This window comes from Kineococcus arenarius subsp. arenarius (assembly GCF_050871845.1).
Classification (GTDB): Bacteria; Actinomycetota; Actinomycetes; order Actinomycetales; family Kineococcaceae; genus Kineococcus.
Window position 1 is genome coordinate 1 of the sequence record NZ_JBJLSE010000087.1, and the last position, 16,765, is coordinate 16,765.

The window sequence follows — 16,765 nt, forward strand, 5'->3', positions numbered from 1 at the left end:
CACGATCGTGCCCTGCATGGGCGCCACCAGCGCGTTGGGGGGGGGGGGGGGGGCCCCCCGCGCCCCCCCCCCCCCCCCCCCCCCCCCCCCCCCCCCCCCCCCCGGCCCCCGCCCCCCCCCCCCCCCCCCCCCCCCCCCCCCCCCCCCCGGGGGGGGGGGGAGGGGTGTTGACAGGCGGGTCGGGGGCGGGCCACTCTGGGGGCATTCCGTGAGAGCGCTCTCAGCGCAACGCGGCTCTTCTTGAGAGCGCTCTCACGCCGCGAGTGCCGATCACCGTCGATCTGCCGCCCCGGCGGCCCCCTCGAGGAGTTCCCATGCCCAGTGCCCGGAAGACGACCCTGGCCGCCGCAGCGGCGGCGGTCAGCGGCGCCCTGCTGCTCACCTCCTGCAGCACCACCGACGCGGGGTCGGCCGACGCGGCCGCCGCCGACGGGACGACCAACCTGACCGTCAGCCTGTTCGGCACCTTCGGGTTCGAGGAGGCCGGCCTGTTCGACGAGTACGAGCAGCTCAACCCCGGTGTGAGCATCCAGTACGAGTCCACCCAGGGCGAGAACAACTACTGGCCCGCGCTGCAGACCAAGCTGGCCTCCGGCAACGGCGCCGCCGACGTCCAGGGCATCGAGGTGGGCCGCATCGCCGACGTCGTCGCCAACCAGGCCGACAAGTGGACCGACCTGTCCACCACGCCGGCGGGGGAGCAGGTCGCGAACTACCCCGAGTGGAAGTCGGTCGCGGCCACCACCGCCGACGGCGAGGTCTTGGCGCTGGGCACCGACATCGGCCCCATGGGCCTGTGCTACCGCAGCGACCTCCTCGAGCAGGCCGGGCTGCCCACCGACCCGGCCCAGCTCTCCGCCCGGCTGGGCTCCTGGGACGACTACGTCGCCCTCGGCCGGGAGTTCCAGGCGAAGGCGCCCGCGGGCACCGCCTGGATGGACTCCGCCGGCGGCTTCTACAACGCCATCATCTCCACCGAGGAGGAGATCTACTACGACGAGTCCGGGGAGCTGATCTGGGACAGCAACCCCGCCGTCAAGGACGCCTTCGACACGGCCGCCGCGGCCGCCCAGGAGGGCCTGACCGCCGACCTGGAGCAGTTCGAGGACCCCGCCTGGGACACCGGTTTCGGCAGCGGGTCCTTCGCCACCATCGCCTGCCCCGCCTGGATGGTGGGCTACATCAAGGGCAAGGCCGGTGACGCCGGTGCCGGCAAGTGGAACGTCACCTCCCTGCCCGGCGGTGCCGGCGGCAACTGGGGCGGTTCTTACCTGGGGATCCCCGCCTCCAGCGACAACCAGGAGGAGGCCGCCAAGCTCGTGAAGTGGCTGACCGACCCGGAGCAGCAGGCCAAGGTCTTCGAGACCGGCGGGAACTTCCCCTCCAACACCGCGGCGTTCGACCTGGTCGCCGGCTCCACCGACGAGTACTTCCAGGGCGCGCCCATCGGCAGGATCTTCTCCGAGGCCGCCGAGGCGGCCCCCACCCAGGTCCTCGGTGAGGAGGACGCGGTCGTCAAGTCCGCCCTGGTGCAGGCCCTGCTGTCGGTCGAGGTCAACGGCGTCAGCCCCGCCGACGCCTGGGAGAGCGCCTCCAGCGACCTCTCCAACCAGATCGGCTGATCCGAACCGAACCCGGGGTGGCCGCCGCTCGCGGTGGCCACCCCGTCCCGGCCGTCCGGACCCCCACCCGCGAGGAGACGCTGTGAGCGCTCAGAGCACGACCGCACCACCGGCACCGCCCGATCCAGGCGCGAAGGCCACCGCACCGGAGCTGTCGCTGCGCTCGCGGCTGTTCCGGTTCGAGGGCCTGGCCGCGCCGTACGCGTACATCGCCCCGTTCTTCCTGCTCTTCTTCGCCTTCGGGCTGTTCCCGCTCGTCTACACGATGTGGATCAGCTTCCACTCCTACGAGCTGGGCTCGGAACCGGAGTGGACCGGGTGGGAGAACTACACCTGGCTGTTCACCAACGAGAAGTTCTACAACGCGCTGTGGAACACGTTCACGCTCGGCGTGCTGTCCACCGTCCCGCAGTTGCTGCTGGCCCTCGGACTGGCTCACCTGCTGAACTACCGGATGCGTGGGCGGAACTTCTTCCGCGTCTCGATGATGATGCCGTACGCCACGTCGGTGGCGGCCTCCACCCTGGTCTTCGCGCAGATCTTCGGCCGGGACAACGGGCTGGCCAACTGGATGCTCTCGCTCGTCGGGATGGCCGGCCTGGACTGGCGCAACGGCGACCTCAGTGCGCAGATCGCCATCTCGATCATCGTCATCTGGCGATGGACCGGTTACAACGCCCTCATCTACCTGGCCGGGATGCAGTCCATCCCGCAGGACCTGTACGAGGCGGCGGCCCTGGACGGCGCGAACCGCTGGCAGCAGTTCGTGCACGTCACGCTGCCCGGTCTGCGCCCCACGATCCTGTTCACCGTGGTGGTCTCCACGATCGGCGCGACCCAGCTGTTCGGGGAGCCGCTGCTGTTCGGTGGCGTCGACGGCGGGGCGCTGAACCAGTACCAGACGCTCGGGCTGTTCATGTACCAGCAGGGGTGGGCGTTCGGGGCCCTGGGGCGTGCCGCCACCATCGCCTGGGTGACGTTCCTGCTCATCATCGTGCTGGTCCTGGTCAACACCGCGCTGGCCCGGTGGCGGGACCGCGACACGCAAGGAGCCCGGCGATGACCACGACCACCGTCCGCGAGGCCGCACTGGCCGCACCCACCCCGTCGGGCCAGGGGCGCCGGAAGCGCTACCGCGCCCCCGACGCCGCCGGCTGGCTGACCTACGTGCTGCTGGGCGTCACCGCGTTCGTCTTCCTCGTGCCGTTCTACTACATGATCGTCGCGGCGAGCCGGCCGATGTCGGAGATGACCCAGTCGCCGCCGCCGTTCCTGCCGGGCCCGTACCTGTGGCAGAACATCAGCACCGCGCTGGAGCAGCAGGCCATCGGACTGGCCATCGTGAACTCGCTGATCGTCTCCGGCGTCACGACGATCGGGACCCTGCTGTTCTGCACGCTGGCCGGTTTCGCCTTCGCCAAGCTGCGCTTCCGGGGCAAGAACGCCCTGTTCGCCGTGACGATCGGCACGCTGATGATCCCCCCGACGCTCGGGGTGGTGCCGCTGTACAAGATCATGTCTGACTGGAACCTGGCCGGCCGGCTGGAGTCGGTCATCCTGCCCTCCCTGGTGACCGCGTTCGGCGTGTTCTTCATGCGCCAGTACCTCGTGCAGACGCTGCCCGACGAACTGCTGGAAGCGGCCAAGATGGACGGCGCCTCCGCCACGCGCACCGTCGTGGCGATCGTGCTGCCCATCGCCCGCCCCGGCATGGCGGTGCTGGGGATGCTCACCTTCATGACGGCCTGGAACGACTTCTTCTGGCCCGTCATCGCGCTGAACTCCTCGATGCCCACCGTGCAGGTGGCGCTGAACAACCTCGGCAGCGGTTACGTCCCCGACACCTCGATCATCATGGCGGGAACCCTCGTCGGCACCCTGCCCGTCATCGTCGTGTTCGTGCTGCTCGGCAAGCAGATCGTCAGCGGGATCATGGCCGGCGCCGTCAAGGGCTGACCCGCACCCCGCTCCAGCCCGTCCCCGAACACCCATCGAGAGGAGGCGGTGCCGCGCGCCCCGGCGGCGGCCCCGACCCGCATGACCACCACCGAGGAACGTCCCACCACCGCTGACGCCGGCACCACCGCCGAGCGCGCCTTCCCGCCCGGTTTCGTCTGGGGGACCGCGACCGCGTCCTACCAGATCGAGGGCGCCGCGGCCGAGGACGGCCGCACCCCCTCCATCTGGGACACCTTCGCCCGCACCCCGGGCAAGGTGGCCGGTGGGGACACCGGCGACGTGGCCGACGACCACTACCACCGCTTCCGCGAGGACATCGCCATCATGAAGCGGCTGGGCATGGCCTCCTACCGGTTCTCCGTGGCGTGGCCGCGCATCACCCCGCAGGTGAGCGCCGCTTCGCTCGGACCCGTCAACGAGGCCGGCCTGGCGTTCTACTCCACCCTCGTGGACGAGCTGATCGCCGCGGGCATCGAGCCGGCCGTGACCCTCTACCACTGGGACCTGCCGCAGGTTCTGGAGGACGCGGGCGGCTGGACCTCGCGGGCCACCGCGGAGCGCTTCGCCGAGTACGCCGAGGTCGTCGCGGGCGCGCTGGGTGACCGGGTGGGCACCTTCATCACCCTCAACGAGCCGTGGTGCTCCGCCTACCTGGGGTACGCCTCCGGCGTGCACGCCCCGGGCCGCACCGAACCCGCGGCCGCGCTGGCAGCGGTGCACCACCTCAACCTCGCCCACGGCCTCGGTGCCGCCGCCGTGCGCCGCGCCGCGCCGGACGCCCGCGTCGCCCTCACCCTGAACCTGGCGTGGGTGCGCACCGACGGCACGGGGGAGGCCGACGCCGACGCCGTGCGCCGCGTCGACGGGCTGCAGAACCGGGTCTTCCTCGACCCGGTGCTGCGCGGCTCGTACCCGGCGGACGTGCAGGCCGACACCGCCGGTGTCAGCGACTGGTCCTTCGTGCGCGACGGCGACCTGGAGCTGATCCACCAGCCCCTGGACGTGCTGGGCGTGAACTACTACAGCCCGACCGTCGTGCGCGCCTGGGACGGCTCGGGGCCGCGCGCCGAGGCCGACGGCCACGGTGCGAGCGAGCACAGCCCGTGGGTGGCCTGCGCCGACCTGGTCGAGTTCCCCGAGCAGCCCGGGCACAAGACGGACATGGGCTGGAGCGTCGACGCCCGCGGCATGACCGAGCTGCTGCTGCGGATCCACCGCGAGCACCCCGGCCTGGAGCTGCTCGTCACCGAGAACGGCGCCGCCTACCCGGACGTCGTCGTCGGCGGCCGGGTCCACGACGTGGAGCGCGTCCGCTACCTGCGCGACCACCTGGCCGCCGTGCTCGACGCGGTCGAGGCCGGTGCTCCGGTCACCGGCTACTACCTGTGGTCCTTCCTGGACAACTTCGAGTGGGGCTACGGCTTCTCCAAGCGGTTCGGCATCGTCCACGTCGACTACGCCACCCAGGAGCGCACCGTCAAGGACAGCGCCCTGTGGTACTCCTCGGTGGTCTCGCGCAACGCGGTGCCCGCAGTGGTGGAGGGCTGAACCACCCCCTTGCGGTCGGCGCCCGGGAGCGGTGGACTGTCCTCCCGGGCGCCGACACCGAGGCCGGCGCCGCCGCGAGAAGGGCGGACCCCGTGACGACCACGGCCCCCAGCAACGGCAACCGCGCCGTCGCCTACCTCGAACCCGGCAAGGTCGAGGTGCAGACCATCGACTACCCGACGTTCGAGCTGCGCGACGGGCCGGGCGTCAACCCGGCCAACGTGGGCCGGCGCGTCGACCACGGGGTGATCCTCAAGCTCGTCGCCACGAACATCTGCGGCTCCGACCAGCACATGGTGCGCGGGCGCACCACGGCACCGCCGAACCTGGTGCTGGGCCACGAGATCACCGGCGAGGTCGTGGAGAAGGGCCGGGACGTCGAGTTCCTCGAGGTCGGCGACCTCGTGTCCGTGCCGTTCAACATCGCCTGCGGCCGGTGCCGCAACTGCAAGGAGCGCAAGACCGGCATCTGCCTGAACGTCAACCCCGACCGACCCGGGTCCGCCTACGGCTACGTCGACATGGGCGGCTGGGTGGGCGGGCAGGCCGAGTACGTCCTCGTCCCCTACGCGGACTTCAACTGCCTGAGGTTCCCCGACAAGGACCGGGCCATGGAGAAGATCCTCGACCTGGCGATGCTGTCGGACATCTTCCCCACGGGGTTCCACGGCTGCGTCACCGCCGGTGTCGGCGTCGGCTCGACCGTGTACGTCGCCGGGGCCGGTCCGGTGGGCCTGGCCGCGGCCGTCGGCGCGCAGCTGCTGGGCGCCGCCGTCGTCATCGTCGGCGACCTCAACCCCGAGCGGCTGGCGCGCGCCCGCGAGAACGGCTGCGAGACGGTCGACGTGTCCAAGGGCGACCCGAAGGACCAGATCGAGCAGATCCTCGGGGTGCCGGAGGTGGACTGCGGCGTGGACGCCGTCGGGTTCGAGGCCCGCGGGCACGGCGAGGGTGCGGCGAAGGAGGCCCCGGCCACGGTCCTGAACTCCCTCATGGAGATCACCGCCGCCGGCGGTGCGCTGGGCATCCCCGGCCTGTACGTCACGGGTGACCCCGGCGGCGTCGACGAGGCGGCGAAGAAGGGCTCGCTGTCGCTGGACCTGGGCACCGGGTGGGCGAAGTCGCTGTCGTTCACCACCGGCCAGTGCCCGGTGATGCGCTACAACCGCCAGCTGATGATGGCGATCCTGCACGACAAGGTGCAGATCGCGAAGGCCGTGGGCGCCACCCCCATCTCGCTGGACGAGGCTCCCGACGCCTACGCGAAGTTCGACGCCGGCGCCCCGCAGAAGTTCGTCATCGACCCGCACGGGGTGATCCCGCACTGAGGCGAGCGCTCCCGCCGGCACCCGGGGTGCCGGCGGGAGCGGCCCGCGCCGGTCAGCCGCGGCGCCGCCGGCCGCGCGCGGTCCAGCCCAGGTAGGCCGTCAGCGACCCGACCGCCGCGGCGCCCAGCGCGGCCACCTTCGTCTCGTGCGGCTTCAGCCGCTCCGGGTCCGAGGAGGCCAGCAGTGCCAGCGCCTCGATGCCCGCCGCGGTCACCAGTGCGACCACCAGTCGGTTGCCGATGCGCTCCACCCGCTCCACCAGGGGGTCCAGCTCGTCGGTGCGCAGCGAGACCGAGATCCCGTCGCGGTCCAGCACGTCGAGCACGCGGCCCAGCTGCCCGGGCAGCTCCACGCCCAGCGTGGCGGCGTCCAGGCCGGCCTGCCGCAGCCGCCGCGCGATCGTCACCGGGTCCAGGTGCCCGGTCACCAGGCGCCGCGCGTAGGGGCCCAGGACCGTGCCGATCTGGAAGCCGGGGTCCAGGGTGGAACCCAGACCCTCGGTCATCACGATCATCTTCACGACCAGGGCGAGGTTGCGCGGCAGCGCCAGGTGGTGCCGGCGCAGGATCTCCAGCACGTCGCGCACGACGTCGCCGATGCGGACCCTGCCCAGCGGCAGGCCCTCGTAGCGGCTGAGCAGGTACGCGGCGTCGGCGGTCAGCCGGATGCGGTCCACGCGGTGCTTGGTGACGCCGATGTCGGCGAAGGCGGCCGCGATCCGTGCGGGATCGCGGCGCTCGAAGGCCGCCAGCAGCGCCGCCAGGTGCCGGCGGGTGCGCTCGTCGACCTCCCCGACCATCCCGTAGTCCAGCAGGCCGATGCGCCCGCTCGGCTCGATGAGGAAGTTGCCCGGGTGCGGGTCGGCGTGGAAGAAGCCGTGCTCGAAGACCATGTCCGCCAGCAGGCGGGTGGCGCGCTCCGCCAGGGCCCGGCGGTCGATGCCCGCCTCGTCCAGCGTGTCCACGTCGCTGATCTTCGTGCCGCGCAGCCGCTCCAGGGTGATGACGCGGGAGGTCGTGGTGTCCCAGTGGACCTCCGGCACGTGGATGTCCGGGTCGCCGCGGAAGTTGCGGGCGAAGCGCTCGGCGTTCTGGCCCTCCTGCAGGTAGTCCAGCTCCGCGCGCAGGGTGTCGGCGAAGTCGCCGGTCAGCCCCACCAGGTCGTAGTCGGCGGCCGCGGACCAGCGGTGCGAGGCCCGCGCCGCCAGCGCCCGCAGGATCTCCAGGTCCGCCTCGACCTCCTCCACGACACCGGGCCGGCGCACCTTGACCACCACCTCGCTGCCGTCGGCGAGGGTCGCCGCGTGCGCCTGGCCGATGGAGGCGCTGGCCAGCGGGACGGGGTCGAAGCGCGCGAAGACCCGCTCGGGGTCGGCGCCCAGCTCCTCGCGCACCGCCGCGCGCACCGCCTCCGCGGGCACCGGGGAGGCGCGGTCCTGCAGCTTCTCCAGCTCCCGCTGGAACGCCGGGCTCAGCAGGTCCGGGCGCGTGGACAGGATCTGCCCCAGCTTCACGGCCGCGGGCCCCAGCTCCTCCAGGACCAGCCGCACGTGCACCGCCACGGAGCGTGACTCGTCCGGACGGGACCGCGCCGTCACCCGCTCGGCGCGCACCCAGCGCTCCAGCCCCAGGGCGTGGACGAAGTAGCCCAGCCCGTGCCGGTACAGGACACGGCTGATCTGCAGGTAACGGTCCTGGTGGCGCACGTGACCCATCCTGACCCCTGCAGGGCGAACGCGCGAAGGCCCGTCCCGCTGCACCAGCGGGACGGGCCTTCGCGAGGGGGCGCCGGGTGGGCGCCCGCCTCAGAACTTGCGGGAGATCAGGGCCTGCTTGACCTCGGCGATCGCCTTGGTCACCTGGATGCCGCGCGGGCACGCCTCGGAGCAGTTGAAGGTCGTGCGGCAGCGCCACACGCCCTCCTTGTCGTTGAGGATCTCCAGGCGCAGGTCGGAGCCGGCGTCGCGGCTGTCGAAGATGAACCGGTGCGCGTTGACGATGGCCGCCGGGCCGAAGTACTGCCCGTCGGTCCAGAACACCGGGCAGCTGGAGGTGCAGGCCGCGCACAGGATGCACTTGGTGGTGTCGTCGAAGCGCTCGCGGTCGGCCTGGGACTGCAGGCGCTCGCGGGTCGGCTCGGCGCCCTTGGCGATGAGGAAGGGCATCACCTCGCGGTAGGAGGCGAAGAACGGCTCCATGTCCACGATGAGGTCCTTCTCCACCGGCAGGCCCTTGATGGGCTCGACGGTGATGGGCTTGTCGAGGTTGAGGTCCTTGAGCAGGACCTTGCACGCGAGCCGGTTGACGCCGTTGATGCGCATGGCGTCGGAGCCGCAGACGCCGTGCGCGCAGGAGCGGCGGAACGTCAGGGAGCCGTCCACCTCCCACTTCACCTTGTGCAGGGCGTCCAGCACGCGGTCCGTGCCGTACATGGTGAGGTGGTGCTCCTCCCACCGCGGCTCGGAGTCGCGCTCCGGGTCGTAGCGGCGGATCTTCAGCGTCACCTGGAAGCTGGGCACCTCGCCGGTGCCGCCGATGTTGCCGCCCTCGCGGGGAGCCGCGCCGCCGGCGCCCTCGCGTGCCCGGTCGGCGGACTTGGCGGACCCGGACTCGGCGCTGGTCTCGCGCGGGCTGGTCTCGAAGGTGGACATCAGTACTTGCGCTCCATCGGCTGGTAGCGCGTCTGGACGACGGGCTTGAAGTCCAGGCGCATCGTGGGCTGACCGTCGGCGCCGGCCTCGCGGTACACCATCGTGTGCCGCATGAAGTTGACGTCGTCGCGGTTGGGGTAGTCCTCGCGGAAGTGACCGCCGCGGGACTCCTTGCGCTCCAGGGCGCCGAGGCACATCACCTCGGCGAGGTCCAGCAGGAACCCGAGCTCCAGGGCCTCGAGCAGGTCCAGGTTGTAGCGCTTGCCCTTGTCCTGGACCGCGGCGCGCGCGTAGCGCTCCCGCAGCCGCTCGATGTCGGTGAGGGCCTGCTTGAGGGTGGCCTCGGTGCGGAACACCTGGGCGTTGGCGTCCATCGTCTCCTGCAGCTCCGCGCGGATCGCCGCGACCCGCTCGGAGCCGGCCGGGCGGTCGCGCAGCTCCGTCAGCTGCGTCACGACGGCGGCCTCCGGCTGCTCGGGCAGCGCGACCCACTGGGCCTTCTTCGCGTACTCCGCGGCGGCGATGCCGGCGCGGCGGCCGAAGACGTTGATGTCCAGCAGCGAGTTGGTGCCCAGGCGGTTGGAGCCGTGCACGGACACGCACGCCACCTCGCCCGCGGCGTACAGGCCGGGGACGACGCGCGTGTTGTCCTGCAGCACCTCGGACTCCACGTTGGTCGGCACGCCGCCCATCGCGTAGTGCGCGGTCGGGTACACCGGCACCGGCTCGGTGTACGGCTCGACGCCGAGGTAGGTGCGGGCGAACTCGGTGATGTCCGGCAGCTTGGCGTCGATGTGCGCCGGCTCCAGGTGGGTCAGGTCGAGCAGGACGTAGTCCTTGTTCGGCCCGGCGCCGCGTCCCTCGCGCACCTCGTTGGCCATCGAGCGGGCGACGATGTCGCGCGGTGCGAGGTCCTTGATGGTGGGCGCGTAGCGCTCCATGAACCGCTCGCCGTCGGCGTTGCGCAGGATGCCGCCCTCGCCGCGGGCGGCCTCGGACAGCAGGATGCCCAGGCCCGCCAGGCCGGTCGGGTGGAACTGGAAGAACTCCATGTCCTCCAGCGGGATGCCGCGCCGGTAGGCGATGCCCATGCCGTCGCCCGTGAGGGTGTGGGCGTTCGAGGTCGTCTTGTAGACCTTGCCGGCGCCGCCGGTGGCCAGCACCACGGACTTGGCCTGGAAGACGTGGATCTCACCGGTGGCGAGCTCGTACGCCACGACGCCCGCCACGCGCTTGTCGCCGGGGACGCCGATGGACGGCGGCGTCTCGGCCGCCGGTTGCCCGACGGCGCCCTCGATCTCGTCGCCGGTGCGGGCCTGGTCGGCCGGCACCATCAGCAGGTCGAGCACGTAGAACTCGTTGAAGAACTCCACCTCGTGCTTGACGCACTGCTGGTAGAGGGTCTGCAGGATCATGTGACCGGTGCGGTCCGCGGCGAAGCAGGAGCGCCGCACCGGCGCCTTGCCGTGGTCGCGGGTGTGCCCGCCGAAGCGGCGCTGGTCGATCTTGCCCTCGGGCGTGCGGTTGAACGGCAGGCCCATCTTCTCGAGGTCCAGGACCGCGTCGATGGCCTCCTTGCACATGACCTCGGCGGCGTCCTGGTCGACGAGGTAGTCGCCGCCCTTGACGGTGTCGAAGGTGTGCCACTCCCAGTTGTCCTCCTCGACGTTCGCCAGGGCGGCGCACATGCCGCCCTGGGCCGCACCGGTGTGCGAGCGCGTCGGGTAGAGCTTGGTGAGCACGGCCGTGCGGGCCCGCTGGCCCGCCTCGAGCGCGGCGCGCATCCCCGCGCCGCCGGCGCCGACGATGACCACGTCGAACTGGTGCGTCTGCACAACTGCCTCCCTGAGTGCTGGTGGTGGCCGCTCAGCGGGCCGAGCAGAAGTCGAAGTTCCGCGTGGGGTCCGCGCAGGGGTCGAAGGTGAAGATGACGAGGGTGCCGACGACGAGGACGACGACCGTCGCCAGGTACAGCGCCATCTTCAGCCAGAAGCGCGTCGCGTCGCGCTCGGCGTAGTCGTTGATGATCGTGCGGACGCCGTTGGTGCCGTGCAGCTGCGCCAGCCACAGCATCAGCAGGTCCCAGGTCTGCCAGAACGGGCTGGACCACTTGCCGGCCACGAAGCCCCAGTCGACCTGGTGGATGCCCTCGCCCTGGACGAGGTTGATGAACAGGTGGCCGAAGACGAGGACGATCAGCGCCAGGCCGGACATCCGCATGAACAGCCAGCCGTGCAGCTCCCAGTTCGGGCGCGTGGAGCGGTTGCGCTTGTAGGGGGAGCGGGGGGTCTCCAGGGCGGGGGCGTAGCTGCCGCCGGGGGTCTGCTCGGGTGCGCTCATCGGGGCCGCCTCAGTGGGTGAAGACGTTGGTCAGGTGGCGGACGAGGAAGGGCACCATCAGTGCGAACCACACGACGACGACGCCCCAGAAGAGCTTGCGCTGGTGCTGGGTGCCCTTGTGCCAGAAGTCGACCAGGATGATCCGCACGCCGTTGAGGGCGTGGAACACCACGGCGCCCACCAGGCCGGCCTCGCCGAGGCCCATGACGGGGTTCTTGTACGTGTCGATCACCGCGTCGTACACCTCCGGGGACACCCGCACCGTGGCGGTGTCCAGGACGTGCACGAACAGGAAGAAGAAGATCAGGACGCCGGAGATGCGGTGCATCACCCAGGACCACATGCCCTCGCGTCCGCGGTACAGCGTGCCCGCGGGTTTGATCCCGCTCTTCTTCCCCTGCGACGGCGGGGTGAGGCTCGTGGCCACCGGCGTCCTCCTCGATTTGATCCGACGCCGGTTCCTCCCGGGCTCCGGCGCACGGGTGGCGGCGTCCGACGTCCATCGTAGGCGCGCGGGGGTGACCGATCGCGCTGCGGAGGCCGGTGCGGAGGTTTTGTGACGAAGGACTCACGGGGTGCAGGACCTCTGGCCCGATCAGGTGAGGTTCACCTCACCTTACCCTCTCGAGCCGCCCGGTGCGGTGCCCGCTGCGCCGGTGCGCCCGGCGGTAGGTTCACCGCGTCGGTGCAGGGGCGAGGGGGAGGTCCGGGCGTGCAGGAGCCGGGTGTGCAGGAGCAGGGCGGGTCGGGGCCGGACGCGGCGGGGGCGCGCGTCCCGGGAGGGCCGGCGTGGTCGCCGGCGTGGTCGCCGGCGTGGTCGGTGGACGACCTCGAGGACGCGCAGATCGACCTGTCCGACTTCCACGCGGTCGTGCCGGCGGGCGGGGCCGGCACCCGGCTGTGGCCGCTCTCGCGCAGCCACCGGCCCAAGTTCCTGCTGGACCTCACCGGCCGCGGCCGCACCCTGCTGCAGTCCACCTGGGACCGGCTGCTGCCGCTGACCGAGGCGCAGCGCACCTGGGTGGTGACCGGCCGCTCGCACGCCGACGCCGTCGCCGCGCAACTGCCCGAGCTGCCGGCGGAGAACATCCTGCGCGAGCCGTGCCGGCGCGACTCCGCCGCCGCGATCGGCCTGGCGGCGGCGGTGCTGCTGCGCCGCGACCCCGACGCCGTGCTGGGCTCGTTCGCCGCGGACCACAACATCTCCGGCCGCGACGACTTCGAGTCCTCCGTGGAGGAGGCGGTCGTCACCGCCCGCCGCGGCTTCGTGGTGACCATCGGGATCGCACCCTCCCACCCGGCCACCGGCTTCGGCTACATCCGCCTGGGCAAGCGGCTGCGCCTGCAGGGCGCGCCCAACGCCCGCCGCGTGCTGCAGTTCAAGGAGAAGCCGGACGCGCGCACCGCCTCGGCGTACCTGTCCACCGGGGACTACCGCTGGAACGGCGGCATGTTCGTCGCGCGCGCCGACGTGCTGCTCGAGCTGCTGGCCGAGAACGTCCCGGCCCTGCACGCGGGCCTGCAGCGCATCGCCGACGCCTGGGACACCCCGCAGCGCGAGGCGGTGCTGGCCGAGCAGTGGCCCGCGCTGCCGTCCATCTCCATCGACCACGCGGTGGCCGAGCCGGCCGCCGAGGCCGGGCGCGTCGCCGTCGTGCCGGCCACCTTCGGCTGGGACGACGTCGGCGACTTCTCCTCCCTGGCCGAGCTGCTGCCCGCCGAGGTCGACGAGCCGCGGGTGCTGGGCGACGCCGGCCTGGTCATCACCGAGCAGGTCGCCGGGGGGCTGGTGGTGCCGGCCAACGGCCGCGTCGTGGCCCTGCTGGGCGTGGACGACCTGGTCGTCGTGGACACCCCCGACGCGCTGCTGGTCACCACCCGCGCCCGCGCCCAGGAGGTCAAGAAGCTCGTGGCCCGCGCCGAGGCGGCCGGGCTGGACTCGGTGCTCTGACCGCGCCCGCCGGGGGCGCCAGCCGGGGGTGGCGGCCGGGCGGCGGCGGTAGCGTGACCGGTCCATGAGCAGCGACACGGGGGACCGCACCGCCACCACCCGCCCGGTGGCGGCCGGTGGGCCCTCCCCGGAGCTCGTCGCCCCCCTCGCCGCGGCGCACCTGCCGGCGGTGGTGTCGCTGCGCCGCGACGTGCACGCCCACCCGGAGCTGGCGCGCGCCGAGCACCGCACGACGGCGGCCGTGGCCGAGCTGCTCACCGCCGCCGGCCTGGCGGTGCGGCTGCTGCCGGGCACCGGCCTGGTCGCCGAGGTCGGCCCGGAGGGCGGCCCGGCGGTGGGCGTGCGCGCCGACCTGGACGCCCTGCCGCTGGAGGAGACGACCGGCCTGCCCTTCGCCTCCACCGCCCCCGGCGCCGCGCACGCCTGCGGCCACGACGTGCACACCGCCGTGGTCGCCGGCGCCGGCCTGGTGCTGGCCGACCTGCACCGCACCGGCGCCCTGGCGCACCGGGTGCGGCTGCTGTTCCAGCCCGCGGAGGAGGTCATGCCCGGCGGGGCGCTGGACCTGGTCGGCGCCGGGGTGCTGGAGGGCGTCGCGGCCCTGTACGGCCTGCACTGCGACCCGAGCCTGGACGCGGGCACCGTGGGGCTGAAGGCGGGGCCGATCACCTCGGCCTCCGACCACGTCACCGTGCGGCTGTCCGGCACCGGCGGGCACACCTCCCGCCCGCACCTGGCCGGCGACCTCGTCTTCGCCCTCGGCCAGGTGGTGACCCAGCTGCCGGCCGTGCTCACCCGGCGCGTGGACCCGCGCTCGGGCGTGAACCTCACGTGGGGCGCCGTGCACGCCGGTGACGCCGCCAACGCGGTGCCGTCGGAGGGCTACGCGCAGGGCACCCTGCGCTGCATGGAGACCGAGGCGTGGCAGCACGCCGGCGAGCTGGTGGAGGGCGTCGTGGCCGACCTGGTGCGCCCCTACGACGTGCGGGCGGAGGTCGTGCTGGTGCGCGGGGTGCCGCCGGTGGACAACGACGTGCGCGCCACCGCCGTGCTGGAGGAGGCCGCGCGCGCCGCGCTGGGCGCGGAGGCCGTGCTGCCCACGCGCCAGTCGCTGGGCGGGGAGGACTTCGCCTGGTACCTGCACCACGTGCCCGGGGCGATGCTGCGGCTGGGCACCCACACCCCGGGCGGGGCCCGCCACGACCTGCACCGCGGCGACTACGCCCCCGACGAGGCGGCGCTCGGGGTGGGGGTGCGGGTGCTCGCGGCCGCGGCCGCCGCCCCGCGCGCGCTGCTCCGTTGAGGTGCGGCCCAGGTCACGATCGGGCAGGTTGCCCGCCGATCGGGCCTGGGCGGGTCAGGTTGCGCACTACGATGACCGCGCGCTCGTCGAACTGGCTTCGGCGCCCCGCGCCCGCACTGTGCCGGACGACCCGCCGGACCACTCGCCGGACGACCTGGAGGACCACCCGTGAAGACCCTCTCCCGCCTCGCCCCGGCCGCGGCCGTCGGTGCCGCAGTCCTGATGCTCGCCTCCTGCGGCGAGCGCCCCGCCGACACCGCCGCCGAGGGCGGCACCTCCGGCGGCGAGGCGTTCAAGGCCTGCATGGTGCTGGACACCGGTGGCGTGGACGACCGCTCCTTCAACCAGTCCTCCTGGGCCGGCATGGAGGCCGCCGCGGCCGAGAACCCGGACATCGAGGTCTCCTACGTGCCCTCCGCGGACGACACGCAGTACGTGCCGAACCTCCAGGCCCAGGTGCAGCAGGGCTGCGACACGATCATCGGCGTCGGCGGCCTGATGGCCGACGCGATGGCGGAGGTCGCCTCGGCGAACCCCGAGCAGTCGTTCGCCGAGATCGACTCCTCCTCCGAGCTGGAGAACGTCTACGGCCTGCAGTACAACACCGCCGAGGCGGCGTTCCTGGGCGGTTACCTGGCCGCCGGCATGACGGGCACGGGTGTCGTCGGCACCTGGGGCGGCCTGCCGATCCCGCCGGTCACCATCTTCATGGACGGCTTCTGGGAGGGCGTGCAGCACTACAACCAGCAGAACGGCACGAACGTGCGCGTGATCGGCTGGGACGAGAACAACCCCGACGGCGGCACCTTCGCCAACAGCTTCACCGACCAGGCCGCGGGCCGCTCGATCACCGAGACCCTCGCCGCGCAGGGCGCCGACATCGTCATGCCGGTGGCCGGCCAGGCCGGCCTGGGCGCCGGTGCGGCCGCGGAGGCCGCCGGCGGGGCCCTGAACCTCGTCTGGGTGGACACCGACGGCTGCGAGAGCGCCGAGCAGTACTGCGACTACTTCATCTCCTCGGTGACGAAGAACCTCACCGACTCCGTGCAGGAGTACGTGCTGGCCGCCGCCGACGGCGAGGCGCCCACCGGCTCCTACGTCGGCACCCTGGAGAACGAGGGCGTCGGCCTGGCGCCCTTCAACCGGTTCGAGGACCAGGTGCCGCAGGAGCTGAAGGACCAGCTGGAGACGGTGCGCGAGGGCATCGTGGACGGCAGCATCGAGATCACCTCCCCGAACGCCATCACCGCCGGCTGAGCACCGGCACCGGCAGCGGGTTCGACGGCGACGAGAGGGACGACGCGCACGTGGAGCTGGAACTCCGAGGCATCACCAAGCGCTTCGGGCCTCTCGTCGCCAACGACGGGATCGACCTGACGATCCGCGAGGGCGAGATCCACGCCCTCCTGGGGGAGAACGGCGCCGGCAAGAGCACGCTGATGAACGTGCTGTACGGGCTGTACACGCCCGACGAGGGGCAGATCCTCGTCGACGGCCGGCCGGTGGAGTTCTCCTCCCCGGGCGACGCGATGGCCGCCGGCATCGGCATGGTGCACCAGCACTTCATGCTGGTGCCCGGCTTCACCGCCGCGGAGAACATCGTGCTGGGCGCGGAGCTGACGCGCGGCGGCGGGCTGCTGGACCGCCGCCGCGCGCGCCGGCGCGTGGTGGAGACCTCCGAGCGCTTCGGCTTGGCCGTGCCGCCGGACGCCCTGGTGGGCGACCTCGCCGTCGGCGTGCAGCAGCGCGTGGAGATCCTCAAGGCGCTGCTGCGCGAGGCGAAGGTCCTCGTCCTGGACGAGCCCACCGCGGTGCTCACGCCCGCCGAGACCGACGACCTCATGCGCGTGATGCGCGAGCTGGCCGACTCGGGCACCTCCATCGTCTTCATCACGCACAAGCTGCGGGAGGTGAAGGCGGTCGCCGACCGCATCACCGTCATCCGCCGCGGCCGCGGCGGGGGGGGGGGGGGGGGGGGGGGGGGGGGGGGGGGGGGGGGGGGGGGGGGGGGGGGGGGGGGGGGTGGGTCGCGTGTGGTTGGTACTGTTTGTCTGGAGACGGCTG

General features: G+C 72.6%; 14 protein-coding genes. 9 read left to right on the forward strand and 5 right to left on the reverse strand.

All coding sequences use genetic code 11. The features are described 5' to 3' along the window. Nucleotides 1–314: 314 nt before the first annotated feature. The 5 genes from ACRYM0_RS16620 to fdhA all read left to right on the forward strand — a co-directional run bounded on the left by ACRYM0_RS16620 (nt 315) and on the right by fdhA (nt 6,457). A complete protein-coding gene (locus tag ACRYM0_RS16620) occupies nt 315–1,622 on the forward strand; it encodes an ABC transporter substrate-binding protein (RefSeq protein ID WP_432506918.1) in 1,308 nt (435 codons plus the stop codon). An 82-nt stretch (nt 1,623–1,704) separates the two neighbouring features. Continuing rightward, nucleotides 1,705–2,685, forward strand: a complete 981-nt coding sequence (locus tag ACRYM0_RS16625) for a carbohydrate ABC transporter permease (protein WP_432506919.1) — start codon at nt 1,705–1,707, stop codon at nt 2,683–2,685. Next, complete coding sequence (locus ACRYM0_RS16630) at nt 2,682–3,578, forward strand: carbohydrate ABC transporter permease (protein WP_432506920.1); 897 nt, start codon at nt 2,682–2,684, stop codon at nt 3,576–3,578. The genes ACRYM0_RS16625 and ACRYM0_RS16630 overlap by 4 nt, the downstream gene beginning before the upstream one ends. Before the next feature lie 81 nt (nt 3,579–3,659). Continuing rightward, nucleotides 3,660–5,129 carry a GH1 family beta-glucosidase gene (locus tag ACRYM0_RS16635; RefSeq protein WP_432506929.1) on the forward strand — a complete coding sequence of 490 codons (1,470 nt, stop codon included), beginning with the start codon at nt 3,660–3,662 and terminating at the stop codon, nt 5,127–5,129. A gap of 92 nt (nt 5,130–5,221) precedes the next feature. Beyond that, the gene (gene fdhA / locus ACRYM0_RS16640) at nt 5,222–6,457 is read left to right on the forward strand and encodes a formaldehyde dehydrogenase, glutathione-independent (protein ID WP_432506921.1); all 1,236 of its coding nucleotides are present in this window, start codon (nt 5,222–5,224) and stop codon (nt 6,455–6,457) included. Nucleotides 6,458–6,509: 52 nt separating this feature from the next. Here fdhA and ACRYM0_RS16645 read toward each other — a convergent pair whose 3' ends face one another. The 5 genes from ACRYM0_RS16645 to sdhC form a co-directional block, all read right to left on the reverse strand. Beyond that, nucleotides 6,510–8,162, reverse strand: coding sequence for an ABC1 kinase family protein (locus tag ACRYM0_RS16645; protein WP_432506922.1), 1,653 nt, complete (start codon nt 8,160–8,162; stop codon nt 6,510–6,512). 99 nt (nt 8,163–8,261) lie between these two features. Next, nucleotides 8,262–9,107, reverse strand: coding sequence for a succinate dehydrogenase iron-sulfur subunit (locus ACRYM0_RS16650; protein ID WP_432506923.1), 846 nt, complete (start codon nt 9,105–9,107; stop codon nt 8,262–8,264). After that, entirely contained in the window at nt 9,107–10,942 is a 1,836-nt protein-coding gene (locus ACRYM0_RS16655) for an FAD-binding protein (RefSeq protein ID WP_432506924.1), read from the reverse strand. The genes ACRYM0_RS16650 and ACRYM0_RS16655 overlap by 1 nt, the downstream gene beginning before the upstream one ends. A 31-nt stretch (nt 10,943–10,973) precedes the next feature. Next, a complete protein-coding gene (locus ACRYM0_RS16660; protein ID WP_432506925.1) occupies nt 10,974–11,447 on the reverse strand; it encodes a succinate dehydrogenase hydrophobic membrane anchor subunit in 474 nt (157 codons plus the stop codon). A gap of 10 nt (nt 11,448–11,457) precedes the next feature. Further along, the gene (gene sdhC, locus ACRYM0_RS16665) at nt 11,458–11,874 is read right to left on the reverse strand and encodes a succinate dehydrogenase, cytochrome b556 subunit (RefSeq protein ID WP_432506926.1); all 417 of its coding nucleotides are present in this window, start codon (nt 11,872–11,874) and stop codon (nt 11,458–11,460) included. A 393-nt stretch (nt 11,875–12,267) separates the two neighbouring features. Between sdhC and ACRYM0_RS16670 the strand changes: the two genes are divergently transcribed. The 4 genes from ACRYM0_RS16670 to ACRYM0_RS16685 all read left to right on the forward strand — a co-directional run. Further along, nucleotides 12,268–13,398, forward strand: coding sequence for a mannose-1-phosphate guanylyltransferase (locus tag ACRYM0_RS16670; protein WP_432506930.1), 1,131 nt, complete (start codon nt 12,268–12,270; stop codon nt 13,396–13,398). A gap of 64 nt (nt 13,399–13,462) precedes the next feature. Continuing rightward, nucleotides 13,463–14,701 (forward strand): amidohydrolase, encoded by a 1,239-nt coding sequence (locus tag ACRYM0_RS16675; RefSeq protein ID WP_432506927.1) that lies wholly within the window; start codon nt 13,463–13,465, stop codon nt 14,699–14,701. A gap of 222 nt (nt 14,702–14,923) precedes the next feature. Beyond that, nucleotides 14,924–15,958 carry a BMP family lipoprotein gene (locus ACRYM0_RS16680; protein ID WP_432506931.1) on the forward strand — a complete coding sequence of 345 codons (1,035 nt, stop codon included), beginning with the start codon at nt 14,924–14,926 and terminating at the stop codon, nt 15,956–15,958. Nucleotides 15,959–16,008: 50 nt separating this feature from the next. After that, the coding region (locus tag ACRYM0_RS16685; RefSeq protein WP_432506928.1) for an ATP-binding cassette domain-containing protein at nt 16,009–16,765 on the forward strand (757 nt) is incomplete at its 3' end.

Coding starts and splice junctions, on each gene's coding strand:
- ACRYM0_RS16675 (WP_432506927.1), top strand. CDS start 13,463: ATGAGCAGCGACACGGGGGACCGCACCGCCACCACCCGCCCGGTGGCG.
- ACRYM0_RS16635 (WP_432506929.1), top strand. CDS start 3,660: ATGACCACCACCGAGGAACGTCCCACCACCGCTGACGCCGGCACCACC.
- ACRYM0_RS16660 (WP_432506925.1), bottom strand. CDS start 11,447: ATGAGCGCACCCGAGCAGACCCCCGGCGGCAGCTACGCCCCCGCCCTG.
- ACRYM0_RS16630 (WP_432506920.1), top strand. CDS start 2,682: ATGACCACGACCACCGTCCGCGAGGCCGCACTGGCCGCACCCACCCCG.
- ACRYM0_RS16680 (WP_432506931.1), top strand. CDS start 14,924: ATGCTCGCCTCCTGCGGCGAGCGCCCCGCCGACACCGCCGCCGAGGGC.
- ACRYM0_RS16650 (WP_432506923.1), bottom strand. CDS start 9,107: ATGTCCACCTTCGAGACCAGCCCGCGCGAGACCAGCGCCGAGTCCGGG.
- ACRYM0_RS16620 (WP_432506918.1), top strand. CDS start 315: ATGCCCAGTGCCCGGAAGACGACCCTGGCCGCCGCAGCGGCGGCGGTC.